Annotated in this window: 17 protein-coding genes; 5 read left to right on the forward strand and 12 right to left on the reverse strand. The window is 34.9% G+C overall.

Translation table 11 applies throughout. The annotated features are described in order from the left end of the window. Positions 1-77: 77 nt before the first annotated feature. The 6 genes from MHI00_RS12875 to MHI00_RS12900 form a co-directional block, all read right to left on the reverse strand. Positions 78-3,383 (reverse strand): FtsX-like permease family protein, encoded by a 3,306-nt coding sequence (locus MHI00_RS12875; RefSeq protein ID WP_341114101.1) that lies wholly within the window; start codon positions 3,381-3,383, stop codon positions 78-80. Positions 3,384-3,401: 18 nt separating this feature from the next. Continuing rightward, positions 3,402-4,103, reverse strand: coding sequence for an ABC transporter ATP-binding protein (locus tag MHI00_RS12880; RefSeq protein ID WP_010054366.1), 702 nt, complete (start codon positions 4,101-4,103; stop codon positions 3,402-3,404). Positions 4,104-4,390: 287 nt separating this feature from the next. Continuing rightward, positions 4,391-4,867 (reverse strand): hypothetical protein, encoded by a 477-nt coding sequence (locus MHI00_RS12885; protein WP_015075707.1) that lies wholly within the window; start codon positions 4,865-4,867, stop codon positions 4,391-4,393. A gap of 204 nt (positions 4,868-5,071) precedes the next feature. Beyond that, entirely contained in the window at positions 5,072-5,410 is a 339-nt protein-coding gene (locus MHI00_RS12890; RefSeq protein WP_010054365.1) for a DUF1801 domain-containing protein, read from the reverse strand. A 173-nt stretch (positions 5,411-5,583) separates the two neighbouring features. Beyond that, positions 5,584-6,972, reverse strand: coding sequence for an APC family permease (locus MHI00_RS12895; protein WP_341114106.1), 1,389 nt, complete (start codon positions 6,970-6,972; stop codon positions 5,584-5,586). A 126-nt stretch (positions 6,973-7,098) separates the two neighbouring features. Then, positions 7,099-7,950: a GRP family sugar transporter gene (locus MHI00_RS12900; protein WP_015075705.1), complete on the reverse strand. Its 852-nt coding sequence runs from the start codon at positions 7,948-7,950 to the stop codon at positions 7,099-7,101. 187 nt (positions 7,951-8,137) lie between these two features. Here MHI00_RS12900 and MHI00_RS12905 point away from each other — a divergent pair, with 187 nt between their 5' ends. Then, complete coding sequence (locus MHI00_RS12905) at positions 8,138-9,403, forward strand: BaiN/RdsA family NAD(P)/FAD-dependent oxidoreductase (protein WP_341114110.1); 1,266 nt, start codon at positions 8,138-8,140, stop codon at positions 9,401-9,403. A gap of 362 nt (positions 9,404-9,765) precedes the next feature. Next, entirely contained in the window at positions 9,766-10,575 is an 810-nt protein-coding gene (locus MHI00_RS12910) for a GNAT family N-acetyltransferase (protein ID WP_332490292.1), read from the forward strand. 76 nt (positions 10,576-10,651) lie between these two features. Here MHI00_RS12910 and ybaK read toward each other — a convergent pair whose 3' ends face one another. After that, positions 10,652-11,146 (reverse strand): Cys-tRNA(Pro) deacylase, encoded by a 495-nt coding sequence (ybaK, locus tag MHI00_RS12915; protein WP_010054355.1) that lies wholly within the window; start codon positions 11,144-11,146, stop codon positions 10,652-10,654. A 145-nt stretch (positions 11,147-11,291) separates the two neighbouring features. Between ybaK and MHI00_RS12920 the strand changes: the two genes are divergently transcribed. Then, entirely contained in the window at positions 11,292-12,335 is a 1,044-nt protein-coding gene (locus tag MHI00_RS12920; RefSeq protein WP_057000573.1) for a tagatose 1,6-diphosphate aldolase, read from the forward strand. 53 nt (positions 12,336-12,388) lie between these two features. Here the strand turns inward: MHI00_RS12920 and MHI00_RS12925 are convergent, their stop codons facing one another. The 5 genes from MHI00_RS12925 to MHI00_RS12945 form a co-directional block, all read right to left on the reverse strand. After that, positions 12,389-13,048 (reverse strand): ABC transporter ATP-binding protein, encoded by a 660-nt coding sequence (locus MHI00_RS12925; protein WP_010054353.1) that lies wholly within the window; start codon positions 13,046-13,048, stop codon positions 12,389-12,391. 19 nt (positions 13,049-13,067) lie between these two features. Beyond that, on the reverse strand, positions 13,068-14,588 hold the full coding sequence (locus tag MHI00_RS12930; protein ID WP_341114119.1) for an ABC transporter permease: 1,521 nt from the start codon (positions 14,586-14,588) through the stop codon (positions 13,068-13,070). Positions 14,589-14,738: 150 nt separating this feature from the next. Beyond that, positions 14,739-15,917 carry a class I SAM-dependent rRNA methyltransferase gene (locus MHI00_RS12935; protein ID WP_341114122.1) on the reverse strand — a complete coding sequence of 393 codons (1,179 nt, stop codon included), beginning with the start codon at positions 15,915-15,917 and terminating at the stop codon, positions 14,739-14,741. 35 nt (positions 15,918-15,952) lie between these two features. Then, on the reverse strand, positions 15,953-17,161 hold the full coding sequence (locus MHI00_RS12940; RefSeq protein ID WP_010054350.1) for a multidrug efflux MFS transporter: 1,209 nt from the start codon (positions 17,159-17,161) through the stop codon (positions 15,953-15,955). Between the two features lie 103 nt (positions 17,162-17,264). Next, positions 17,265-17,915, reverse strand: coding sequence for a VanZ family protein (locus MHI00_RS12945; protein ID WP_010054348.1), 651 nt, complete (start codon positions 17,913-17,915; stop codon positions 17,265-17,267). A gap of 296 nt (positions 17,916-18,211) precedes the next feature. Between MHI00_RS12945 and MHI00_RS12950 the strand changes: the two genes are divergently transcribed. Both MHI00_RS12950 and MHI00_RS12955 read left to right on the forward strand, forming a co-directional pair. After that, positions 18,212-20,386 carry an LTA synthase family protein gene (locus MHI00_RS12950; RefSeq protein WP_341114124.1) on the forward strand — a complete coding sequence of 725 codons (2,175 nt, stop codon included), beginning with the start codon at positions 18,212-18,214 and terminating at the stop codon, positions 20,384-20,386. Between the two features lie 168 nt (positions 20,387-20,554). After that, a complete protein-coding gene (locus tag MHI00_RS12955) occupies positions 20,555-21,322 on the forward strand; it encodes an FtsX-like permease family protein (RefSeq protein ID WP_010054343.1) in 768 nt (255 codons plus the stop codon). Positions 21,323-21,413 lie beyond the last annotated feature (91 nt).

Raw genomic sequence — 21,413 nt, forward strand, 5'->3', positions numbered from 1 at the left:
AAAACTCTACTATTCTACTAGCGTCAAAAAGTCTCTAAAACCAATTTTAATGGTTTTAGAGACTTTTTAAGTTAGAATTAATCCACTGATTTTAATGCTTCAATCATGTCGATTTTCTTCAATTTAACATGCATAGCAATCATCACAATACCTGAGAAAAGTAACGTAAGTATCGCTGAATACAAGTAACTTAGGGTCTTAATAGTTGGACTAAACATCATGATATCTACCTCAGCTGTTGCTAAGACAAAGCCATGTAAAACAACACCTAAGCCTAAACCGACAACAATTCCCATCAAGGTTAAAATAATATTCTCACGATAAATATAAAGACTGACTTCCCCATCATAAAAACCTAATACTTTAATAGTTGATAGCTCACGAATTCGTTCTGAAACATTGATATTGGTTAAATTATATAATACAACAAAGGCCAATAGCGCCGCTGAAATAATCAAGACAAGTGTCACAATATTTAAACTAGACATTGTGTCTTCAAAATTATCTCCAACTCGATTTACAAAAATCGTACTGGCAACTCTAGGATTAGCTGTTAATTTCTCACCAAAACTATTCTCCCACTTGCTGCTTTCATTAAATGTTAAAAGCTGTGAATTAAAGACTACGGGTGTCTTAAAAATCTCTTCATAATAAGTCGGATTCATATAAATACTGTGACCCGCATAGTTTTCGGTAATCCCTTTAACGACTAATTTATACTTTTGATTGTCAGTATTTGTAATTTCAAAGGTTTTCCCTGGTTCCAAGTCAAACAGCTTGGCTAATTTTTCAGTAACTAAAACTCCATTAGCCGGAATGGTATATTTTTCACCTGTTTTACGGTTCTGTAATCCTACAAATTTATCAAAATCTTTTGTAGTTTCAGGAACAAAGATAGCGGCTTCTTGTGTATTTACACCTTTTTTAGCCACTTTAAAATTTTCTTGTCTCACATTCAATGTTCCAGTTATTTCTGGTGTGCCTTGAATTAATTTAGCATAACTTTCCTCATCCGCTTTGGAAGCTTCTGGATTGAAAGCAACTACTGCTTGATAGCGCATAATTTTACCATACTGTAATCCAGCAATATCTGCAATTGAATTTTTCAAGCCAAAACCAGTTAAAATTAATGCTGTACACCCAGCCACTCCTAAAACCGTCATTAACATCCGCTGTTTATAACGAAATAAGTTTCTAGCTGTCACTTTTTGATTAAATCCAAATCGATTCCAAATAAACGGAATTCGTTCTAATAAAATTCTTTTTCCACTTTTCGGTGCTTTTGGACGCATCAGTTCGGCAGCATTACTTTTTAGTTCAACCCACGTAACAACGATCGCTGAAATGACCGTACATAGTAAGGCTACAACTAATGAAATCAGCGCATAACTTACATAGTAGGTAATTCGGATATCTGGTAAATTATACAACGCACCGTATGCATTAAAGATAATCGTTGGGAATAATTGATAACCAATAAATAATCCTACAATAGTTGCACTAACGCTCGCCAACAAAGCATAAATGATAAATTTCATCGCTATATTGCCATTTGTATAACCTAAGGCTTTTAATGTCCCGATTTGTAATCGTTGCTCTTCCACCATTCTTGTCATAGTTGTTAAACTAACAAGCGCAGCAATTAAGAAAAAGAAGACGGGAAATACTTGAGCAATGGCCGAGATTCTCGTTGCATTATCGCTAAATTCTTCATAGCCAGGATTCGTGGTTCGATCTAGAACAAAGTACTCTGGCTCTTTTAAATCAGCTAATTGTTTTTTTGCATCCGCTATTTCTTGTTCGCCTTTAGCAATTTCTTTTTCACCATCGGCTTTTTTAGTTGCAAATTCTGTTGTTGCATCTTTAAAACTAGCTTGACCAGCATCTAATTCACTACGAGAACTTGCGAGTTGTGCCTCACCATTAACTCTTTCTGTCTCTAATTGAGCTTTCCCACTAGCTAGAGCTTCTTCGCCAGCCACTAAGTCCGATTTTGCTGCTTCTAAGGTGCTTCTACCATTTGCTAGTTCTTGTTCTTTTTGCTGCAACTGACTTTCGGCAGCAACTAATTCAGCAGATGAGGCAGCTAGTTTTTGATTCAATCCGTTAATTGCTCCTTGAACTTGTTCAATCGGTACGACTCCTGCAAAATAGCCTGTCAGAACTTGCCCCATAGCTGGATCAATTGTATTGCCAGCTTGAATGAGACTCTGTTGAGTTGTTGTAGGAACCTGTTGAATTGGTACTCCCATGGCTTGGTTCACAGCAGCAACAAAATCGCGACCTTGATTGATCCCAGTTTCAGCCGCAACTTTTTTTGTTTGAAATTCTTCTTTGGCTGCATTAAGTTGTGCTTCGCCATCTGAAAGAGTCGCTTCATTTCTAGCTATCTCACTTTTTCCTGTATCAATCTTTGTTTGATTCTCATCAATGCTCGCTTGAGCTTTAGCTAATTCTGTTTGTAGTTGGTTCACACCTGCAGTATAAGCAGCTTCGCCATCAGCTAGCTTTTGTTCAGCCGTAGCTAATTGCTGTTCACCATCACTAATAGCTGCCTTAGCATCAGCTATTTTCTTTTCACCTTCAGCTATTTTTTCTTCGCCTTTGGTTTTGATTTCAGCTAACCGTTTTTCTGGTTGATTTGCTAAAGCCTTTTCGACTATTTTGTTATTTTTCTCAATCGTATCTTCATATTCTGTTGAATAGGCCTGTAATTTTTTTGTATTTTGGAAGGTTAAATACGCTTCTGTATAATAGTCCAATGAAAAATCATTCTCTGGAATAACGGCAAAACCATCAGCTGTGCCTTTTCCAATTGAGCTAGTACCTCGCGTCAACGTTTCAATATACATCGGGCTATTAACAAATCCAGTAACTTTATACGTCAATTCTTTGAAACTGTCCTTTAAATCAGTTGTTGTCCCCTCTGAAGTAAAGGTAATTTCATCACCTATTTTAAAATTATTTTTTAATTTCGCTACATTATCTAAGGCAATTTCACCAGATTTTTCAGGTAATCTACCTTCGATAACTCGATACTGGTTTAGTGAATTTTGTTCAGGCAGTGACATTACTTTTGCGACAATTCCTGAATTTCCTAGAAAAACATCCTGTGTATAACTTGGTAGGATTTCAGTTCCTTTAAGCTTTTTTAAGATGCTTATATCCTCTTTATCTAAGCCGTACGTGGAAAGAACTTTACTATCCATCAACGATTTATCTTTAAAATAGTGGTCCGCTGTATCAATCATATTTGGACCTGTCGCTTTGATTCCAGAGAAGAACCCGACTCCTAATGTAATAATCGCAAAAATAGATAAGAAACGTGCTTTAGTCCGCCAAATTTCTCTAAATATATCTTTGTAAAGTGCTCCTTTTTTCATCTTAATTTCTCAGCTCCTTTACCATTCAATCTCACTAACCGAGAGTGGATTTTCATTTAGTGTCACTTTCCGTACTTTGGCATTATTAATCTCAATCACACGGTTTGCCATTGGAGCAATCGCTGAATTATGGGTAATTACAATGACTGTTGTGCCTGTATTTAAACAAGTATCTTGTAATAGTTTTAAGACTTGCTTCCCAGTTTCATAGTCGAGTGCCCCAGTTGGTTCATCACACAATAATAATTTAGGTTGTTTCGCTAATGCACGAGCAATTGCTACCCGTTGCTGCTCTCCGCCAGATAATTGCGCTGGAAAATTATTTAAACGTTCGCCTAAACCAACTTCTCTAAGCACCATTTCAGCATCTAGCGCATGAGGTGAGATTTGAGCGGCTAGCTCAACATTTTCTTTGGTCGTTAAATTAGGAACTAAGTTATAAAATTGAAAAACAAAGCCAACATCATTACGACGATAACCTGTTAATTGTTTTTTTGTGAATTTTGCAATATCAATATTATCGACTAAGACTTGCCCTTCATCAGCATTATCCATCCCACCTAAAATATTTAAAACAGTGGATTTACCTGCTCCACTAGGTCCAATAATGACAGCAAATTCCCCTTTTTCAATATCAAAGCTGATGCCATCATTGGCGATAATTTCTGAATCTCCCATTTGGTATCGTTTATATTCATCTTTTATACTGACATATGCCATTTTATACACCTTACTTTCTAAATCCCCTAAGAATTTTTATATCTATCTATTTTACCATAAAAAAAGAAGCTGGGGCGTTTTTTATTGGTTATCTGATTCAGACTAGCTAGTTATTTCTACAAATTTTAAAGAAGCAGAAACGAAAAACAAGGACCTGTTCAGTATAACTGACAAGTCCTTGTTTTTATTACTTGGTTAAGCAAATAGCTTATTTAGCGTTTCTGTATGAGTAAAATAAAGCAGATAGAAAAGAAATAATCTACAAATCTTTTTATCTATCTTCATCTTCACCAGTTTTGCATGACTAAAATTCCCGAATAAGTAGCCACATATCTTCCATTTGAATAGGATATAGTCCTCAAACTCAAATTGCCAGCATACCAACGCTTTACACTATTATTATATTGAGAATAGTAAGTTTCCGTTGGAAAGTTGCTATTATTTCTCGCTAAGGTAATTGTCTTAAAATCCGTTAATGCTCTGGTACTTACATTCCTATCGACAGTTGAATATTCTGTTCCTTCTGTATATTTTTTATCAAGTTTTAAAATACTATTATCGTTTAATTTAATTTCAATAGTTCCCACTTTTTCTTGTTCTTCTATTTTTTTAGATTCTATTTTTTCTGGTCCTAAGTTGGAGTAAAAGACAGTTTCTTTTTTGATATTACCTGGACCAAGATTTGAATATTCTGCTGCTTTTGCACTTACCGGGATAAATAATAAAACCAATATAGCCAGAGTGACTCCTGATATTCTTTTCATTTTAACAACCCCTTATTATATTTTTTTTATCAAATGCATCTGATGGTTTTATTATATATTAAATAAATTTAAAATACAACTGTTTTTATATAATAACAGCTAAAAAAAGAAAACGTTCACATTTTTGTACGAAAAACAAGGACCTGTGCAGCATAACTGACAAATCCTTGTTTTTATTACTTTGTTAAGCAGATAACTTAAATTCTAAAGGCTATTTACTGCTTCTGCTAACAATTTAGACAACAAATCAAAATCAACTTTTTGACCTTCACTTATTTTAATCCATCTTCGTTCTTTAGGTCCTGCAAACTCTTTAGGAAACTCAATATTTTCAGTGTTCATAATCATAAAAGTAATTGCATCTTTACTTGGAGATATGACTGCTGCATAATGACCATCTTTTAAAAAGTGAGGTTTTTTGTATTGAATTCTCTCTTCAATATCAGGAACTGTTGAGTGAACGAGCTCTCTTAACTCATTTACTAAAGTAATTTTCCAAGGACTATCCAGCTCATTAATAAAATTAGTTACTTCTGGGTTCAACTTAATTCCTCTTTTCTAAATGCTGAATTTTAGGGTTTTCTATCTCCAAATTTACAGTTATCACTGTTATTTGTCAATAAATAAGCACTTATTCTAACTATAAATAACAGTATTTTGATAAAAAACACGCTAGAATTCTATTTACTAGATTCTAACGTGTTTTTTAAACCCTATTATTCTTTATTTTTCCCTAATTCACTATTCCGATATCCATATAAGAAATAAATAGCTAAACCTAAAACTAACCAAATTCCAAAGACAATCCAAGTCGATAATTCAAGCTGAATCATTAAATAGAAACAAACGAGCATTGAAACAATTGGAAACACTGGTACAAATGGAACTTTAAATTCATTGATCTTTGGATCTCCAAAATCTTTCCTTAACTTAATAATTCCTGCTGCAATAATCGCAAAGGCCATCAAAGTCACAATATTGGTTAATTGAGCTAGATTTTCTAAAGGCACAAGACCTGACAGAATAGCTGAAGTTATCCCAATCATTAAAGTCGCATTTTTTGGTGTCTTGGTTTTTGAATCGACTTTACTTAGCCCTTTAGGCAACAAACCATCTCTACCAATCGCATAAATCATTCGAGTTAACCCATACATCATTGAAATTAAAACGGTTAGTAATGTTAAAATAGCCCCGACTGAAATCAAACCTGCTACAAAATTTTGATCGATAAAACGCATAGCAAAGGCAACTGGATCTTTGACATTTAAGTTACTAAAAGGCACCATGCCAGTTAAAACTAAGGTAACTCCGATATATAAAATCGTCGCGATAGCTAATGAACCTATAATTCCACGTGGAATATCGCGCTGCGGGTTTTCAACTTCTTCGGCGGCCATACTCACGGCATCAAAACCTAAGAAGGCAAAGAAAACAATTGCGGCCCCAGTTGTAATCCCAGCCATGCCAAATGGCGCAAATGGTGTCCAATTATCTGGTTTCACATAAAACATACCCACAACTAAAAATAAAATAACTAACGCAAATTTAATAATAACCATAATATTATTTAGTCTTAATGCCTTTTTTGCTCCTTGCATTACAACAAACATCACAATAAACGTGATACAAATTGCAATAACATCCACATAAGTTCCATTTTCGGCATTGTATGAAGCTCGTAGTGCATTTGGAAAGGGGATTCCTAAGCCATCTAAAAATCCATGTACATATCCTGACCAACCAGATGCTACAGATGCATTGGCTAACAAATATTCACAAACAACTAACCAACCTGTTATCCAACCAATCAGTTCACCAAAAATAGTATAAGCATAAGAGTATGCACCACCTGCAATTGGTACCCGTGAAGCAAACTCAGCATAACAAAGTGCTGAGAGTACGCATGAAAACGCGGCTATCGCAAACGATATAATTAAAGACGGTCCAGCATATTTAGCTGCTGCAGTTCCGGTAATTACAAAAATACCCGTTCCAACCATTGCTCCTAAACCTAATAAAATTAAATCCATTGTTTTTAATTCTTTTTTTAATTTTGACGAATGATGCGCTGTCGGGTCGAGCGGTTTTTTCCTCATATAATCCATTTTTATTCCTACCTTATTTTTAATTTAAACACTATCAATTCCATGGGTTTATCTACGAAAACCATGATAAGTTTACCATAAATAACAAGGGAGATTCAGATTGTTAAAAAATCCTAATCTTTATTTTTAGGATTTAAGATATCCTAATAGTACACCACCAATAATAACCAAAATACAGCCCATTACTACATAACGAAATTCTCGTTTCGTTTTCTTTTCTCCTAATAACCAAATACTTCCTAGTGTCGAAATAATAATTCCTGTTTGTGACAAAGAAAAACTAACTGCAAGTCCGACATTCTTCATTGAAATCAACATAAATATATTTCCAACTGCCCATAATAAACCCGTAATTAAATTTCTCACAGTATATTTATTTAACACATCTTGCTTGACGGAGAATAAAATTCCACCTATTAGCATGCCTGCAGATTGCGGTAAAATAACTGCTAGCGCATCCACTCCTGCAGCGTTGACAATAATTGTATACAAAGCATAACCAACTGTTGAGATTGCAATTGCACGGTAGCCTTTATTTTTTTCGCCACTACCGTTACTCTCTCCACCATCACTTACAGCGGTAAATCTTGCCCCAACAATTAAAATCACTAATGCTAGAACACCTAAGGTTACATCACGACCCGATTTCCATTCATGAAAAAGTAACGCCCCCGCCAATGTATTAGCAATTAATTGGCAGCCTGTTGAAATCGGTAAAGCACCAGAAACACCCATAAATTTCATACTTTGGAACTGTTGTTGTTGGCCTAATACCCAAAACAAACCAGAAAGTAAACCAGTAATCATAATCTTCATATCTATAACTGGCTGATAAAAAAGGTAGATGCCTATTGAAAAAATAAACGCACCAATTGTCATACCTAAAGTTTGATTATAGGCAGTACCGCCTACTTTATTACTAACTAACCCAATACTACCCCAGGCAATTGCCGGAATAAGTGCAATGATTATCTCCATGATACTCCTCTTTTCTATAAACAAGTTTTTACTTTCCTCATCCTAACAAAGAGAGCGTTCCCACTTCAAGCAGTATCCTCTAGAATGAACAAATTCTCATTAAAAATAAATCTCTTAGATTGCTTTTCCCATTTTTTATGATACATTATTAGAAGCAGTGATTCATTAATGGAAATGAGGATTTATTATGAAAACCTATACAGTTATTGTCATCGGTGGCGGTACAAGCGGTATGATGGCAGCTATTGCAGCAGCTGAAGAAGGCGCCAAAGTTTTGGTAATTGAAAAAAACAAAAAATTAGGACGAAAATTATTGGTGACTGGCGGCGGACGTTGTAATGTAACGAATAACCGCGATGCAGATGAAATCATTGCCCATATTCCTGGAAATGGTCGATTTTTATATAGCGCTTTTCATCAATTTGATAACTACGATATTATAAACTTTTTTGAATCGAACGGGGTGCGCTTGAAAGAGGAAGATCACGGGCGCATGTTTCCTGTAACAGATAAGTCAAAGACTATTTTAGAGGCCCTTATGGCCAAAATGGAGCAATTGAATGTCACTATTTTAACGGATAATCCTGTTGCAACGGTTCTTTATGAGAATGGAGCAGTTCAAGGGGTTATTTTAGAAGACGGCGAGGAGATTCATGGATCGGCGATTATTTTGTCGACTGGTGGGCGTGCTATGCCTCGAACGGGATCAACTGGTGATGGGTATAAATGGGCTAAGAAAGCTGGGCATACGTTAAAACCTCTTTACCCAACTGAAGCTCCGATTCTCTCTGATGAACCTTTTATTTTGGATAAAACGTTACAAGGTCTCTCTTTAAGAGATGTTGCTTTGAGTGTTTTAAATAAGAAAGAAAAGAAAGTAATTACGCATCAAATGGATATGATTTTTACTCATTTTGGCGTGTCAGGTCCGGCTGCATTACGCTGTTCAATGTTTGTACACCAAACGATGGGTCGTGATAAATCGGATTTTGTTACGATGACTTTAGATGTTTTGCCAGCGTTTAGTAGCGGTCAGCTTAATCAAAAGTTTCAGCAGTTGATTAAGAATGAGGGCGATAAAAGTCTTAAAAACGCCTTAAAAGGGCTGGTTCCAGAGCGTTATTTACTTTTTGCTTTTGATCGTCTAGGGCTTTTAGAAACGATGCCTTTAAAACAATGTACACCGGATCAAATTCAAGCATTGGCTGAATTTTTTAAGGATTTCCGCTTTACTGCTAATGGAACTCAACCTTTGGAAAAAGCTTTTGTTACTGGCGGTGGAATCAATACAAAGGAAATTAATCCTAAAACAATGGAAAGTAAATTAGCAAAAGGGTTGTATTTTACTGGTGAAATTTTAGATATTAACGGTTATACTGGTGGATACAATATCACAGCGGCATTTGTCACTGGAAGAATTGCTGGTATGCATGCAGGGAAACAAACAGATTGATATACATTTTTATCCAAAACGTAAGAAATTCAGGTTTATTGGGTTTCTTACATTTTTTTCATCTATTTTCTTGCCTTGGCCAGCTCTTTTGAGTTAGCCTCTCGGAAGAAAGATGAAATTTCGAGGTGGCAAAAAACGCCACATCAAATTCCCCTATTCTTCATTCGAGCCTGAGCAAACTCAACAAGCTTTTAATGGAGCTAAACGGCACAACAAACTTTTTATCAGCCTAGTTCTTTTGTGCCAACTCCTCGAGAAAAAGATAAAAATTCGAGAGGACAAAAAACGTCCTATCAATTTTTCCTATTTTCTTGACGGAGCTAAACGGCACAACGAACTTTTTATTAAAGGAGTGATTAATTATGATGTTCAAAAGTTTTAATGAAGTTTCGCCAACTGCTAGAACTAAAGTTTGGAATAATGGTTTCTCAGATTATTTAGTTCCTATCAATATGACTGAGGCACAGTTAGATAACAGATTATCTAGTCTGTCGATTTCTGAAGAATTATCCAAAGTCTTCTTTATAGATAATCAACCTGCTGGGATTTATCTTCATGCTGAAGGAACTTTTTCTGATCAAAAAATAGCCTGGTTAGGTGGGATGGCTGTCGATTCAGCTTTTCGTAATCAGCAAGTTTCAGTTAAAATGTTAAGGGAATTTGAGCGCGTTGCTGTTGAACGTGGTACTTCTATTTTGTATCTTGAAGCGATTGACGGAAATGAACGGGCGATTTCTATTTATAAGAAATTTGGGTTCGCGCCTGTAAAAAAAGTTTTATTTCTAGAAAGCTCTACGAATTTCACTTCTGAAACTGATTATCAGCTGAAAAAAGTGGTGAGTCTAAAATCGATTGGTGTGAATCAGAGCTCAGATATTTTATGGCAAAATAAAGCCATTCATGGCTATGATTCTATAGGTATTTATGATCAGACAAAATTAATCGGTTATACGGTTGTTAGTTTACAAGGGAATCAATTAGTTATTCATCAACTAGAGTTAGATTCACCAAAATTACAAATAAAAGCTGCTTTAGCCTCACTACAAAAGCTTTATACTCCTAATAAGTGGATTGGAAGTAATCTAGTTGCTGATTCTCCCATAACAAAACTTTTAGTACAAAATGGCTTTAGTGAGAAGCTCTCACAACATCAGTATAGTAAGCAGCTCTAAATAGGCAATAAAAAGGCTGAGTAAACTAGAATGTTCTAGTTTACTCAGCCTTTTTACTCCCTCTTAAACATCCTACTCACACCTTATTTTCAGTAATATCCATAATTTTTAAATTAACGACCTTGGTTAAGTCTGCTGGATTAAGTGCTACCTGCATGCCACGTTTTCCCGCTGAAATGATGATTTCGTTTCTTTCTTGGGCTTCGCTTGCCAAAAAGGTTGGATAATTTTTCTTCATACCGATTGGAGAACAGCCTCCTCTAATATAACCAGTTGTTTCTTCAAGCTCTTTCATGGGCAACATCTCAATTTTTTTATTTCCACTTGCCTTGGCTAAAGCTTTTAAATTTAATTCTTCAGTACCTGGTAAACAAGCTATTGTAACTCCAGTTTTATCACCGATTGTGACAATTGTTTTATAAATACTCTCATTTGGTATGCCTAGCTCTTTAGCAACTGTTTTGGCATCTACATGATCTTCACTCCAAGGAAACTCATAAATTTCATAAGGTATCTTAGCTTTATCTAAAATACGGCAAGCATTTGTTTTGTGGATTTTTTTAGCTTTCATGTTCATTCCTTCTTTTCTTTAGTAGTCTTTCTTATAGTTTATCATAACTCTTTCTTTGGTAAAGGTTTTGTTTATCTAGCGTTTCATTTGTCTTTTAGAAATAGGAGGACTACAATTAATGAAACTGATATTGGAGGGATTTTTCATGACAAAGAAAAGAATTTCAAGAGGCAAGTTTGAAAAAATGCAACAATTATCTAACTCAAATGGCGTGATTGCTGCATTAGCAATTGATCAACGTGGTTCTATGAAAAAAATGATGGAACAAGCTGTGGGTTCAGAAAATTATACTATTGAAATGGTCTATGAATTCAAAGGGCTCGTTTCACAAGAACTAACTAAATATGTCAGTGCTATTTTACTTGATGAAGAACTCGGTTTTAAAGGAATATCTGATAAAAATGAGCAAGCTGGTTTAATCTTATCTTATGAAAAAACAGGCTATGATGTGCATACACCTGGTCGCTTACCTGAGTTAATTCCTGAAATGTCAGCACAACGATTAATTGCTAAAGGTGCTGATGCAGCGAAAGTTCTAGTCTACTTTAACCCCGATGAAGAGGATGAAATTATTCAAAAAAAATTGGGATTTCTAGAAAGACTTGGTGATGAAGCTCGGGCTGCTGATATTCCTGTTTTCGTAGAGCCTATCGTTTATGATAATGATATTACCGATGATCACAGTCCTGAATTTGCAAAAATCAAACCGAAAAAAGTTATCGATACAATCAAAGAATTAACTAAAGATAAATATCATATAGATGTACTAAAAGTAGAAGTGCCTGTCCTTTTCAAGTATGTTGAAGGCTATACAGAAAATGGTGATCCGCAAGTTTATTCTCGAGATGAAGCGTTGGCTTACTTTAAAGAGGCTAGCGATGCAGCAACGCGGCCTTTTATCTATTTAAGCGCTGGCGTCCCTACCAAAACTTTTCAAGCAGAACTAAGATTTGCTAAAGAGGCCGGTGCACAATATAGTGGAATTCTAGGTGGGAGAGCCACTTGGTTTGATGGGGTTTCAGCATATGCTCAAGGTGGGAAAACCGGTTTAATCCAATGGTTAGATACCACTGGGAAAAATAACGTTGAGACTTTGAATCGCATTTTAGCGGATGGTGCTGTTCCCTGGTATGACATCTATGGTGGTTTAGACAACATTGATGTCTTTGATTTAAATGTTGCTGATTAGCTTAGATTATGTAAAAGGCGTTCTCAATTTATCTGAGAACGCCTTTTTGGTACTTAAATAATAGTTGTGAATTCCTTATTTTTTAATTGGATGCACACGTCGCTTTCATTCGCTACTTCTTTTTCATGCGTCACCAAAATAATGCATTTATTTTCTTTATGAGCCAACTCTTGAAATAAATGGATGATATCACGAGAAGTTTCCTCGTCTAAGTTTCCTGTCGGTTCATCTGCAACAATCAATTCTGTGTCCGTGCACATCGCCCGCACGATTGCAATTCGTTGTTGCTGTCCACCTGAGAGTTTCATCACATTTTTATTTGCTAAATCTTCAGAGATACCGACCTTTTTCAACATTTTTAGCGCATAAGCTTTTTTATCCGTTTCTTTGGAACGGGTGATTTCCATTGCTGTTACAATATTTTGTAAAGCAGTCATATAGGGTAATAAATTATAGGCTTGGAAAACAATCGAAACTTTTTGATTGCGAAATTTAGTCAAACCCATTTTACTAATGGACGTACCTTCATAAAGTATGTCCCCTTCTTTAGGCTTTTCTAATCCTGCTAGTAAAGATAAAAAAGTCGTTTTACCAGATCCACTACTGCCTAAAATACTGTATAAAACGCCTTTTTCAAACGTTAAATTCACATGCTGATAAAGAGGTATATTCCCTTTATCGTACCAATACCCGACATTTTTTGCTGTTATCATTTAAACATCCCCTATCTTTTTACATTGTCAAAATTTTCTTTGGTTCTAAACGAATAACTCCTATTGATGAAATCATGATGGACAAGAAACAAATTCCTAATCCAATTCCCCCTAGTTTAACTAAGTCATTTGTTGAAACAGTTACGTTCAGCTCATCTATTTGTTTCGCTGCTGTGGAACTTTCTGCACCAAAATTTCTAAATCCGCCCATATTTCCGCCACGTGGTTCACTATTGCCGCCACCTGGTCCTGTATTTTCAGTCGTTTCTGTTGTTGTCGCTGTTTGTTGATCTAGTAATTGTTGGCCAACGATTGTTCCAACATATTTCCCACTAATTCCAGCTACACACATCGCAACTAAGAAAATCATCAAAATCTCAGTGAAAAATTGGGCAATTAATTTCCAACGTTTTTCGCCTAAAGAGAGTAAAACGCCCATTTCATACTTGCGTTCACGAATTGTCATCATAATAATTAGTGATAAGATGACAACACCAGCTATCGCTACTAATAAAACAACTTTTTTAGCAAAGCTTGAGACATTTTCAATCGGTTTAATCATTTGCTCATAAACGGCTGTATCTGTTTGTAAGCTATAGGTCTCAGTATCTAAACCGGTTGCCTCTGCAGCTTTCACAAAACTTTCGACATTTTCTGGATCATCTAAATTAAAGATAACTGAGTCAACCCCATTATCATATGTTGCGCCTTTTAAAGTATTGGCAAAGGTGTAAGGGACATAGATTTGATTCGAAGGATTTAAGAAATTAAAATTAGCCGCCATTGCATTGTCACTTGTTGTTGTCTCATAAATTCCTTGAATCCTTAGCTCATATGTGACTGTGTCATCTGTTGGATTAGAAATAGTAATTGTATCGCCAACAGCCAGGTCATTGGCTTCAGCTAAACTTTTTTCGATTAAAACAACATTTTTATTTACGTCCTCTTTAGTCAAGGCTGTTCCAGTTGTCAATGTACTTGTTCCGTCTGTAAAAGTCGCTAAGTTTTCTGTCGATAGAACACCTTGAACATTTAAATCACCTTGGGCTGCTCCTGGTCCAAAATTTGAGCCTCTTTCGCTCTCGCTACCTTCACCTCCTGGTCCCCCAGTTGGTTGTTGGGTTTCAGTCGTTGCTTCCGTTGAATCGCTACTTGAAATGGGTTCGAAAGACTCCGCTCCTGCTGAAGTTGTTGAAATAAAGTTATAACTAGCAACATGATCTAACGCCGCTATTTTAGTGGCAACCGTCAAATCAACAGGCGTTGATTCATAGGAACCAGGAGTTGGTCTTTGAGTTTCTGTGGTTTCTAAACTACTCGTTTCTTCAGTTGATTTTTTTAATGTATTTTCACGATTGACTCCTAAGGTTACAGAACCTCCCATTGATTTTCTAGCTTCAGATGTAGCTACATTGGCAGCACTTTGGATTGTTAACCCTGCTAACACAAAAATTAAGATGGCAGAAAAAATGAATAACAATAAAAATGAACGTCCTTTTTTTACTTTAGTACTTAATAGTGCTCGTTTGATAAAATTCATACTACTTTCCCCCTGCTTACTTTCAATATAGAAACACTTTACTTGTGCTCTGCATTAGTTATACCTTTCCAAGCTTAAATCAAACTTAAAAAAAGTCGAAAAAAATAGACAAACAAGTATGACTCGTTTGTCTAATCAGTCGAAATCTATTTATTTTTTACGTAAAATCCAGACTTTTAAATAGTCGCCTTCAGGAAAATGAGTATTTATTTTAAAATCATTCGGCAGTTGATACTTTTCAAGCCAATCAAATTGGCAATTTTTATTTGCAAAAGCTTTCTTAATGAATCCTTCAAATTTCTCCATTGTTACATTGGCTGCATTTGTTGAAGCAACAATTACACCATTTTTATTCGTTATCTCAATCACTTCTTCTAGTAATTTTGAATAATCTTTTGCCACACTAAAAGTTCGCTTCTTAGATCTTGCAAAACTTGGTGGGTCTATTATAACTGTGTCAAAAGACAATTTTTTTTTAGATGCATATTTAAAATAATCAAAAACATCCATCACAATAATTTTTTGTGTTTCTGGATCAATTCCATTAACTTCAAATTGTTCTTTAGTTTTAGGTAAACTACGATTAGCTAAATCTACACTCGTTGTCTCTAAAGCACCACCCATGGCTGCAGCTACTGAAAAAGCACCTGTATAGCTGAATGTATTTAAAATAGTTTTACCCACAGCATATTTTTCCCTAATGGCTTCACGAACTTCTCGTTGATCTAGGAAAATTCCAGTCATCAAACCATCATTCATATAAGTTGCGTATTGGATGCCATTTTCTTGTACCAACAAGGGTTCTGGAGCCTTTTCACCAAATACATGACTCTCATCATTTTGGCCTTTTGTATCATATCTAAATTTTTGATAAATACCTTTTATAGCTGGAACTGCTGACTTAAAAGCTTCTATAATCATTTTTTGATGTGTATAAATACCTTCACTGTACCATGAAAAAACATAGTAATCTGCATAAAAATCAATTGTCAATCCGCCTAAACCGTCTCCTTCACCATTAAAAAAGCGATAAGCCGTCGTATCACCATTGGCTTCTAAAAATGTCCGGTTGCTTCCAGCTAAATGAAATAACTTTTCAAAAAACTTTTGATTTATTTTTTCTTGAGGATTTAGAGATAAGATCCAACCGTCGCCTTTATTTTGTTTAGCTAAATAGGCACTAGCAACAAATTTCTTTTGTTGGTCAATTAGTTCAACCAAGGTACCTTCTGTAACACTTGGTTCTTTAACAAAATCACCCTTCACAAGCAGTGGATAGCCACTTTTAATTTTATTTGTTGCTTGCATTTTCACCATTATTTTTTCCATTTTACCTAAAACCCCTTTATCTCTCTTTACTCAAATTACTTATTTGATTGAATTTTTTTAATATTTTTAGTATTACGCTGTACTAAAAAGAAATTACTTATAATAAATAGCGGTGTAATTAAAAAGACTCCACTAAATCCTAAACTAGCTGAAATAACCGATCCGAGCAGCGGACCCATCACATTTCCCATTGCTTGAAATGATTGATTATAACTAAAAATCCTACCAGCCACAGCATGCGGGGTATTTTTTGTTAGAATAGCTTGAACTGCTGGAATTAAAGCTGCATCTGATACCCCTAACAAGAACCGTAAAACAGCTAATTGCCAAACTTGGGTCACAAAAGCCATCGGAATTAAAATAATGACTGAAAATAGTAACCCAGCTTTCAACACTCGTTCACTTCCGATTCGATCACCAAGCGCACCTAAACGAGGTGCTGCCAGTAAGGTGGCAATTCCTGGAACAGATGCAACAATGCCACTAATAAAGGCTACATTGGAGGATTCACCGGCTAATTGTTTCACATATAAACTTAAAATCGGACTGATTGAATTAGCGGCAACTTGAATCATCATTGTTGTAACGAACATGCCAATAATGACTCGTGGAAATTTCAACTCTGCTAAAACGGCTTTACCAGATAACTCGTCTTCTTTTAAAACAGGTTCAAAATTTTCTTTTACAAAGAACAAGCACAATAAGAAAACTAAAAATAATAAAAAGCCAGTAATAAAAAAAGTAATTCGAAAACCAAAAAATTCAGCAATCGTTCCACCAGCTAGTGGTCCCATCAATGTTCCTGTCACACTTCCAGTTGTAAGTGTCCCTAATGTTGCACCACTTTTTTCCCTTGGTACTTGAGTGGCAATCAAAGCTGTCGCATTAGAAATAAAACCTGAAAAAAAACCTTGTAACAAACGCAATCCGATTAATTGATAGACATTTTGGACCGTACCCATTAAAGCAATCACAATTGCCATTCCAAGTGCTGTTCGTAAAAGCATGAGCTTTCGCCCTTTTCGATCTGCTAGTTTCCCCCAAAAAGGCGCTACTATTGCCGTCACAAAAAAAGTTGAACTAAAAGTAATTCCGCTCCACATACTCACTTCTTTAGATGTAAAATCACCTAAAGTATCAATATAAAGAGCCATAAAAGGCATGACTAAACTGAATCCAACTCCAGCTAAAAAACAACCAAACCATAAAATTTTAAGGTTCACTTGCCAGATTTCTCTTTTCATCGATGCATCCACTCTTTTCTGATTCCTTTGTTTCCTATTATAGCACAGCTTTTAGAAAAAATTAAAAGTGGTTATTTTCTCAAAAAAAAAACGAAAAAAACAGTCAGACTGCCTCTTTTCGTCTTTTTTGTTTGGAAAATAATTTTTTTAGCAAGAAATAAACTTCATATAATACAAAACCGATTAGCGCTCCTGTGGTATTGAACATTACATCATCTACATCTGCGATACCTGTCCTAAATAAGAACTGCATTGTTTCAATAGCAATTGAACAAAATAAACCGATAAAAAATGTGCGTAAAAACGGATGATTATTTTGTGAAAGATAAGCCACACAGAAACCTAACGGAATAAACCAAAAGATATTTCCATATAAATTATAGTAAAAATCAAACAAAGATGTTCCTTGTGTTAGTTTAAATGTTTCGGTAAATGGTTGCCAATTCACTTCACTTAAGGGGCGTAGTTCAATATAGACATTTGTAATACTATATTCCCCACGAAACACAGTTAGTTGAAATAACAAAATTACATAGAACACGAAAAACTGAACAACAAATTCTCTTGCAACTCTGATTTTAGTTCCCTTCAGATGTTTGTATAGTAGGTAAATACCTCTAATTAAAAGCCAGACTAAAAAATAACGAAGTGTACGATCAACACTATAGAAAATAAGTTTAATTAAAGGAAAGTGATTAATAGTGTCCCCAAAATTTGACTCTGTAAACTCATATAAATTTTGTAAAAAAAACATATTTTTGGGAACCTCCTTCTTTTTTGTTACCACTATTATAACTGAATTTGATAAAAAAAGATAAAAATGAAGGTTAAGATTTCTTTAAAATGAAAACACCCTTTAAAAAGCTTTTAAAACAGCCTTTCATTCTCTTGTTAATCAGATAGAAAAATTGACTTTCTCTGGTCAAAAAGGTAAAATATAAAGTGATATATTTATTGACAGTTAGAAAGAAGACGTGACTATTTAGACATGGAACTTCTTTTTTTAATGTAACCTACAAACTTGTCTACTTTCTAAGGAGGACGCTAGAATTGAAATTGATAAAGAAAACACAAGCTATACTGAATACAAGATTAGGATTTTTCACACTCGCTGTTTTACTATTTTGGGCTAAAACTTATTATAGCTATCAAACAGCCTTCTCATTAGGGGTGACTGGACCCTTACAACAATTTATTTTGTTCATTAATCCAGTTGCAACCACATTGTTCATTTTTTCAATTGCGTTGTATTTCAAAAAAACACGTCGGGCCTATATTGCACTGTTTGTTTTGTACTTATTAGCAACAGCCTTACTTTACTCAAACGTAATTTACTATCGTGAGTTTACAGACTTTTTAACTGTAAATACCATGTTAGGGGCTAAAAGTGTTGCTGGTGGCTTAAATACAAGTGCTTTTGCCTTAACTTCATTTGCTGATATTTTTTACATCCTAGATTTTATTATCTTATTAGGATTACTTTTATCTAAACAAGTGAAAATGGACCCTCGCCCATTCAAAAAACGCTATGCATTTGCTATGACAGTTTTATCTGTTGCTATTTTTGGAGCAAATCTTAGCATTGCTGAAAGCAATCGTCCACAACTATTAACTCGTACTTTTGACCGTAACTATATTGTCAAATATCTAGGTTTAAATGTCTTTACTGTTTATGACGGAATCAAAACCGCTCAAGCCAATCAGGTGAAAGCAAATGCTGATAGTTCAGATATGGATGAAGTTATCTCATATCTAAATGAACATCGCGCAGCTGCTAACCCCGCTACTTTTGGTTCAGCAAAAGGAAAAAATGTAATTTATATCCATTTAGAGAGTTTCCAACAATTTTTAATTGATTATAAATTAAAAGATGAAAATGGTGTTGAACATGAAGTTACACCTTTCTTAAACAGCTTATACCATGATCAAAGTACTACATCTTACGAGAACTTTTTCCATCAAGTTGGGCAAGGTAAAACGAGTGATGCAGAAACACTATTAGAAAATTCATTATTTGGATTGCCTCAAGGTTCAGCATTTACTCAAGCTGGTTCAAGTAATGTGTTCCAAGCTGCTCCACAAATTTTACGTGATAACGGCAACTATACAAGTGCTGTTTTCCATGGAAATGTCGGCTCTTTCTGGAATCGTGATAACACATACAAATCTTTTGGATTTAATTACTTCTTTGATGCAAGTTATTATGATGTTTCTGACGGGAACACATTGGAGTATGGATTAAAAGATAAATTATTATTCCAAGAATCTACTCAGTATTTAGAACAGTTGCCGCAACCTTTCTATGCTAAATTCTTAACTGTAACGAATCATTTCCCGTATCCACTAGATGATGATAATGTTGAGTTTCCAAGAGCAACTACGGGTGATAGCACTATTGATGGCTATTTTGCCACTGCTCATTATTTAGATCAATCCGTTAAAGAATTCTTTGATTATTTAAAAGCTTCAGGCTTATATGATAATTCAATGATTGTCCTTTATGGAGATCATTATGGTATTTCTAATTCAAGAAATCCTTCATTAGCACCCCTACTTGGGAAAACTTCTGAAGAATGGACAGATTATGACAATGCTTTAGTCCAACGTGTACCATTTATGTACCATATCCCTGGTCAAACAAACGGTGGTATTAAAAGTGAATTTGGTGGACAAATTGATGTCTTGCCTACCCTATTACATTTATTAGGTGTTGATACGACAAATGAAGATGGATTTATCCAGTTTGGGACAGATTTAACTTCTCCTGAACATGATCAAACTGTCGCTTTCCGTAACGGAAGCTTTGTTACACCAAAATATACGGTTATGGGAACTAAAATTTACGATACTAAAACAGGAGCTTTAATCACTGATCCTAGCGAAGAAGTTTTAGCTGAAGTCGAAGTATTACGAACTGGAGTCGAAAAACAATTAAATCTCTCAGATAGTATTATCAATAGTGATTTATTACGTTATTACACCCCTGCTAACTTCACTCCTGTTGATCCAACTGTCTTTAATTATAAAAATCAAGTTGATCAATTGAAAGAAGCTGCTAAAAAACTTGGCGATGAAAATACTAGCTTAATCAATCAAAAAGATGGACAATCTACTGTTGAACTTTATAAAACAGATGCTCCTGAATTAATGACCGATGCTGAAAAAGCAGCTAAAGCTGCTGCAGATTCCGCTGCAGAAGCTGCAAAGGAAGACGCTACAAAATAACTAGTTTAAAAGAAGGTAAACGGGTTGATACATCACCTGGTTTACCTTCTTTTTTTGTCTTTTATTTTTCTTAAATAAATGCTAAAAATGCATTAACTGTTCACACTTTTTTCATACTCTTTTATTATACTTAGATAATAGACTAACAATGAGGGAGGAATATACACAATGACTATTTTCGAACGGGCTGTTTTACGTATTCGACATACGCCTATGAGAAGCATTCTTGTTTTCTTTCTGTATGTTGCGTTCAGTTTAATTTTAGTTTTCTTATTCTCAATGTTAACTCAACTTAATTTTTCTTTAGATACTATAAATGAAACCTTAAATTTAAAGCAAAGCGATTTAACAATTAATACAGATTTTTTTCAGTCATTAGCTGAAACAATTAAGCATAAACAAGATATAGTCGGCCAACTCCTTTTATTTACCATTGTATTTGGTGCAATTGGCTTTACTGCTCTCCATGGACTATTACTTTTCTTTAGAAGAAAAGAGCTTCTAAATTTTCGTTTAATTGGCGAAAAGAAAAGAAAAATCTTTTTTCAACTCGTGCTAGAAAATCTAATTTTATTAAATGTTTTTTTATTGTTTTTATTTGTTACAAGCGTCTTTTTCCGGCAACCTGTGGCACAACAACTCAATCAAATTGAGCAAAATTTTGTTGGAAAGACTGAAAAACATTTCCTTATTCAAACGAATTCAACTATTATATCTGCTACGCAGGATGATAAATTACCAAGTGAGAATCCGCAACCCTATAAAGAAGGTGTCTCAAAGTTTAATACAGTCACCTTAACAGATGCTAACCAAACTATTGGAACAAACCCTCAGAGGTTCGTTCAGTTTGCCTTAGGAATGAATTTATTCACACTATTGTGTATGTCACCAGCAGCCTTATGGTTTCTTAATCGAAATCCTTTGAAATACGGATGACCATGCATACTTAAAGAGCTTTTTATCAGACCAGCTCTTTTCTGCCAACTCCTCGAGAAAAAGATAAAATCTAGAGAGGACAAAAAGCGTC

It is taken from the genome of Carnobacterium sp. FSL E2-0243 (assembly GCF_038003605.1).
Taxonomy (GTDB): Bacteria; Bacillota; Bacilli; order Lactobacillales; family Carnobacteriaceae; genus Carnobacterium; species Carnobacterium maltaromaticum.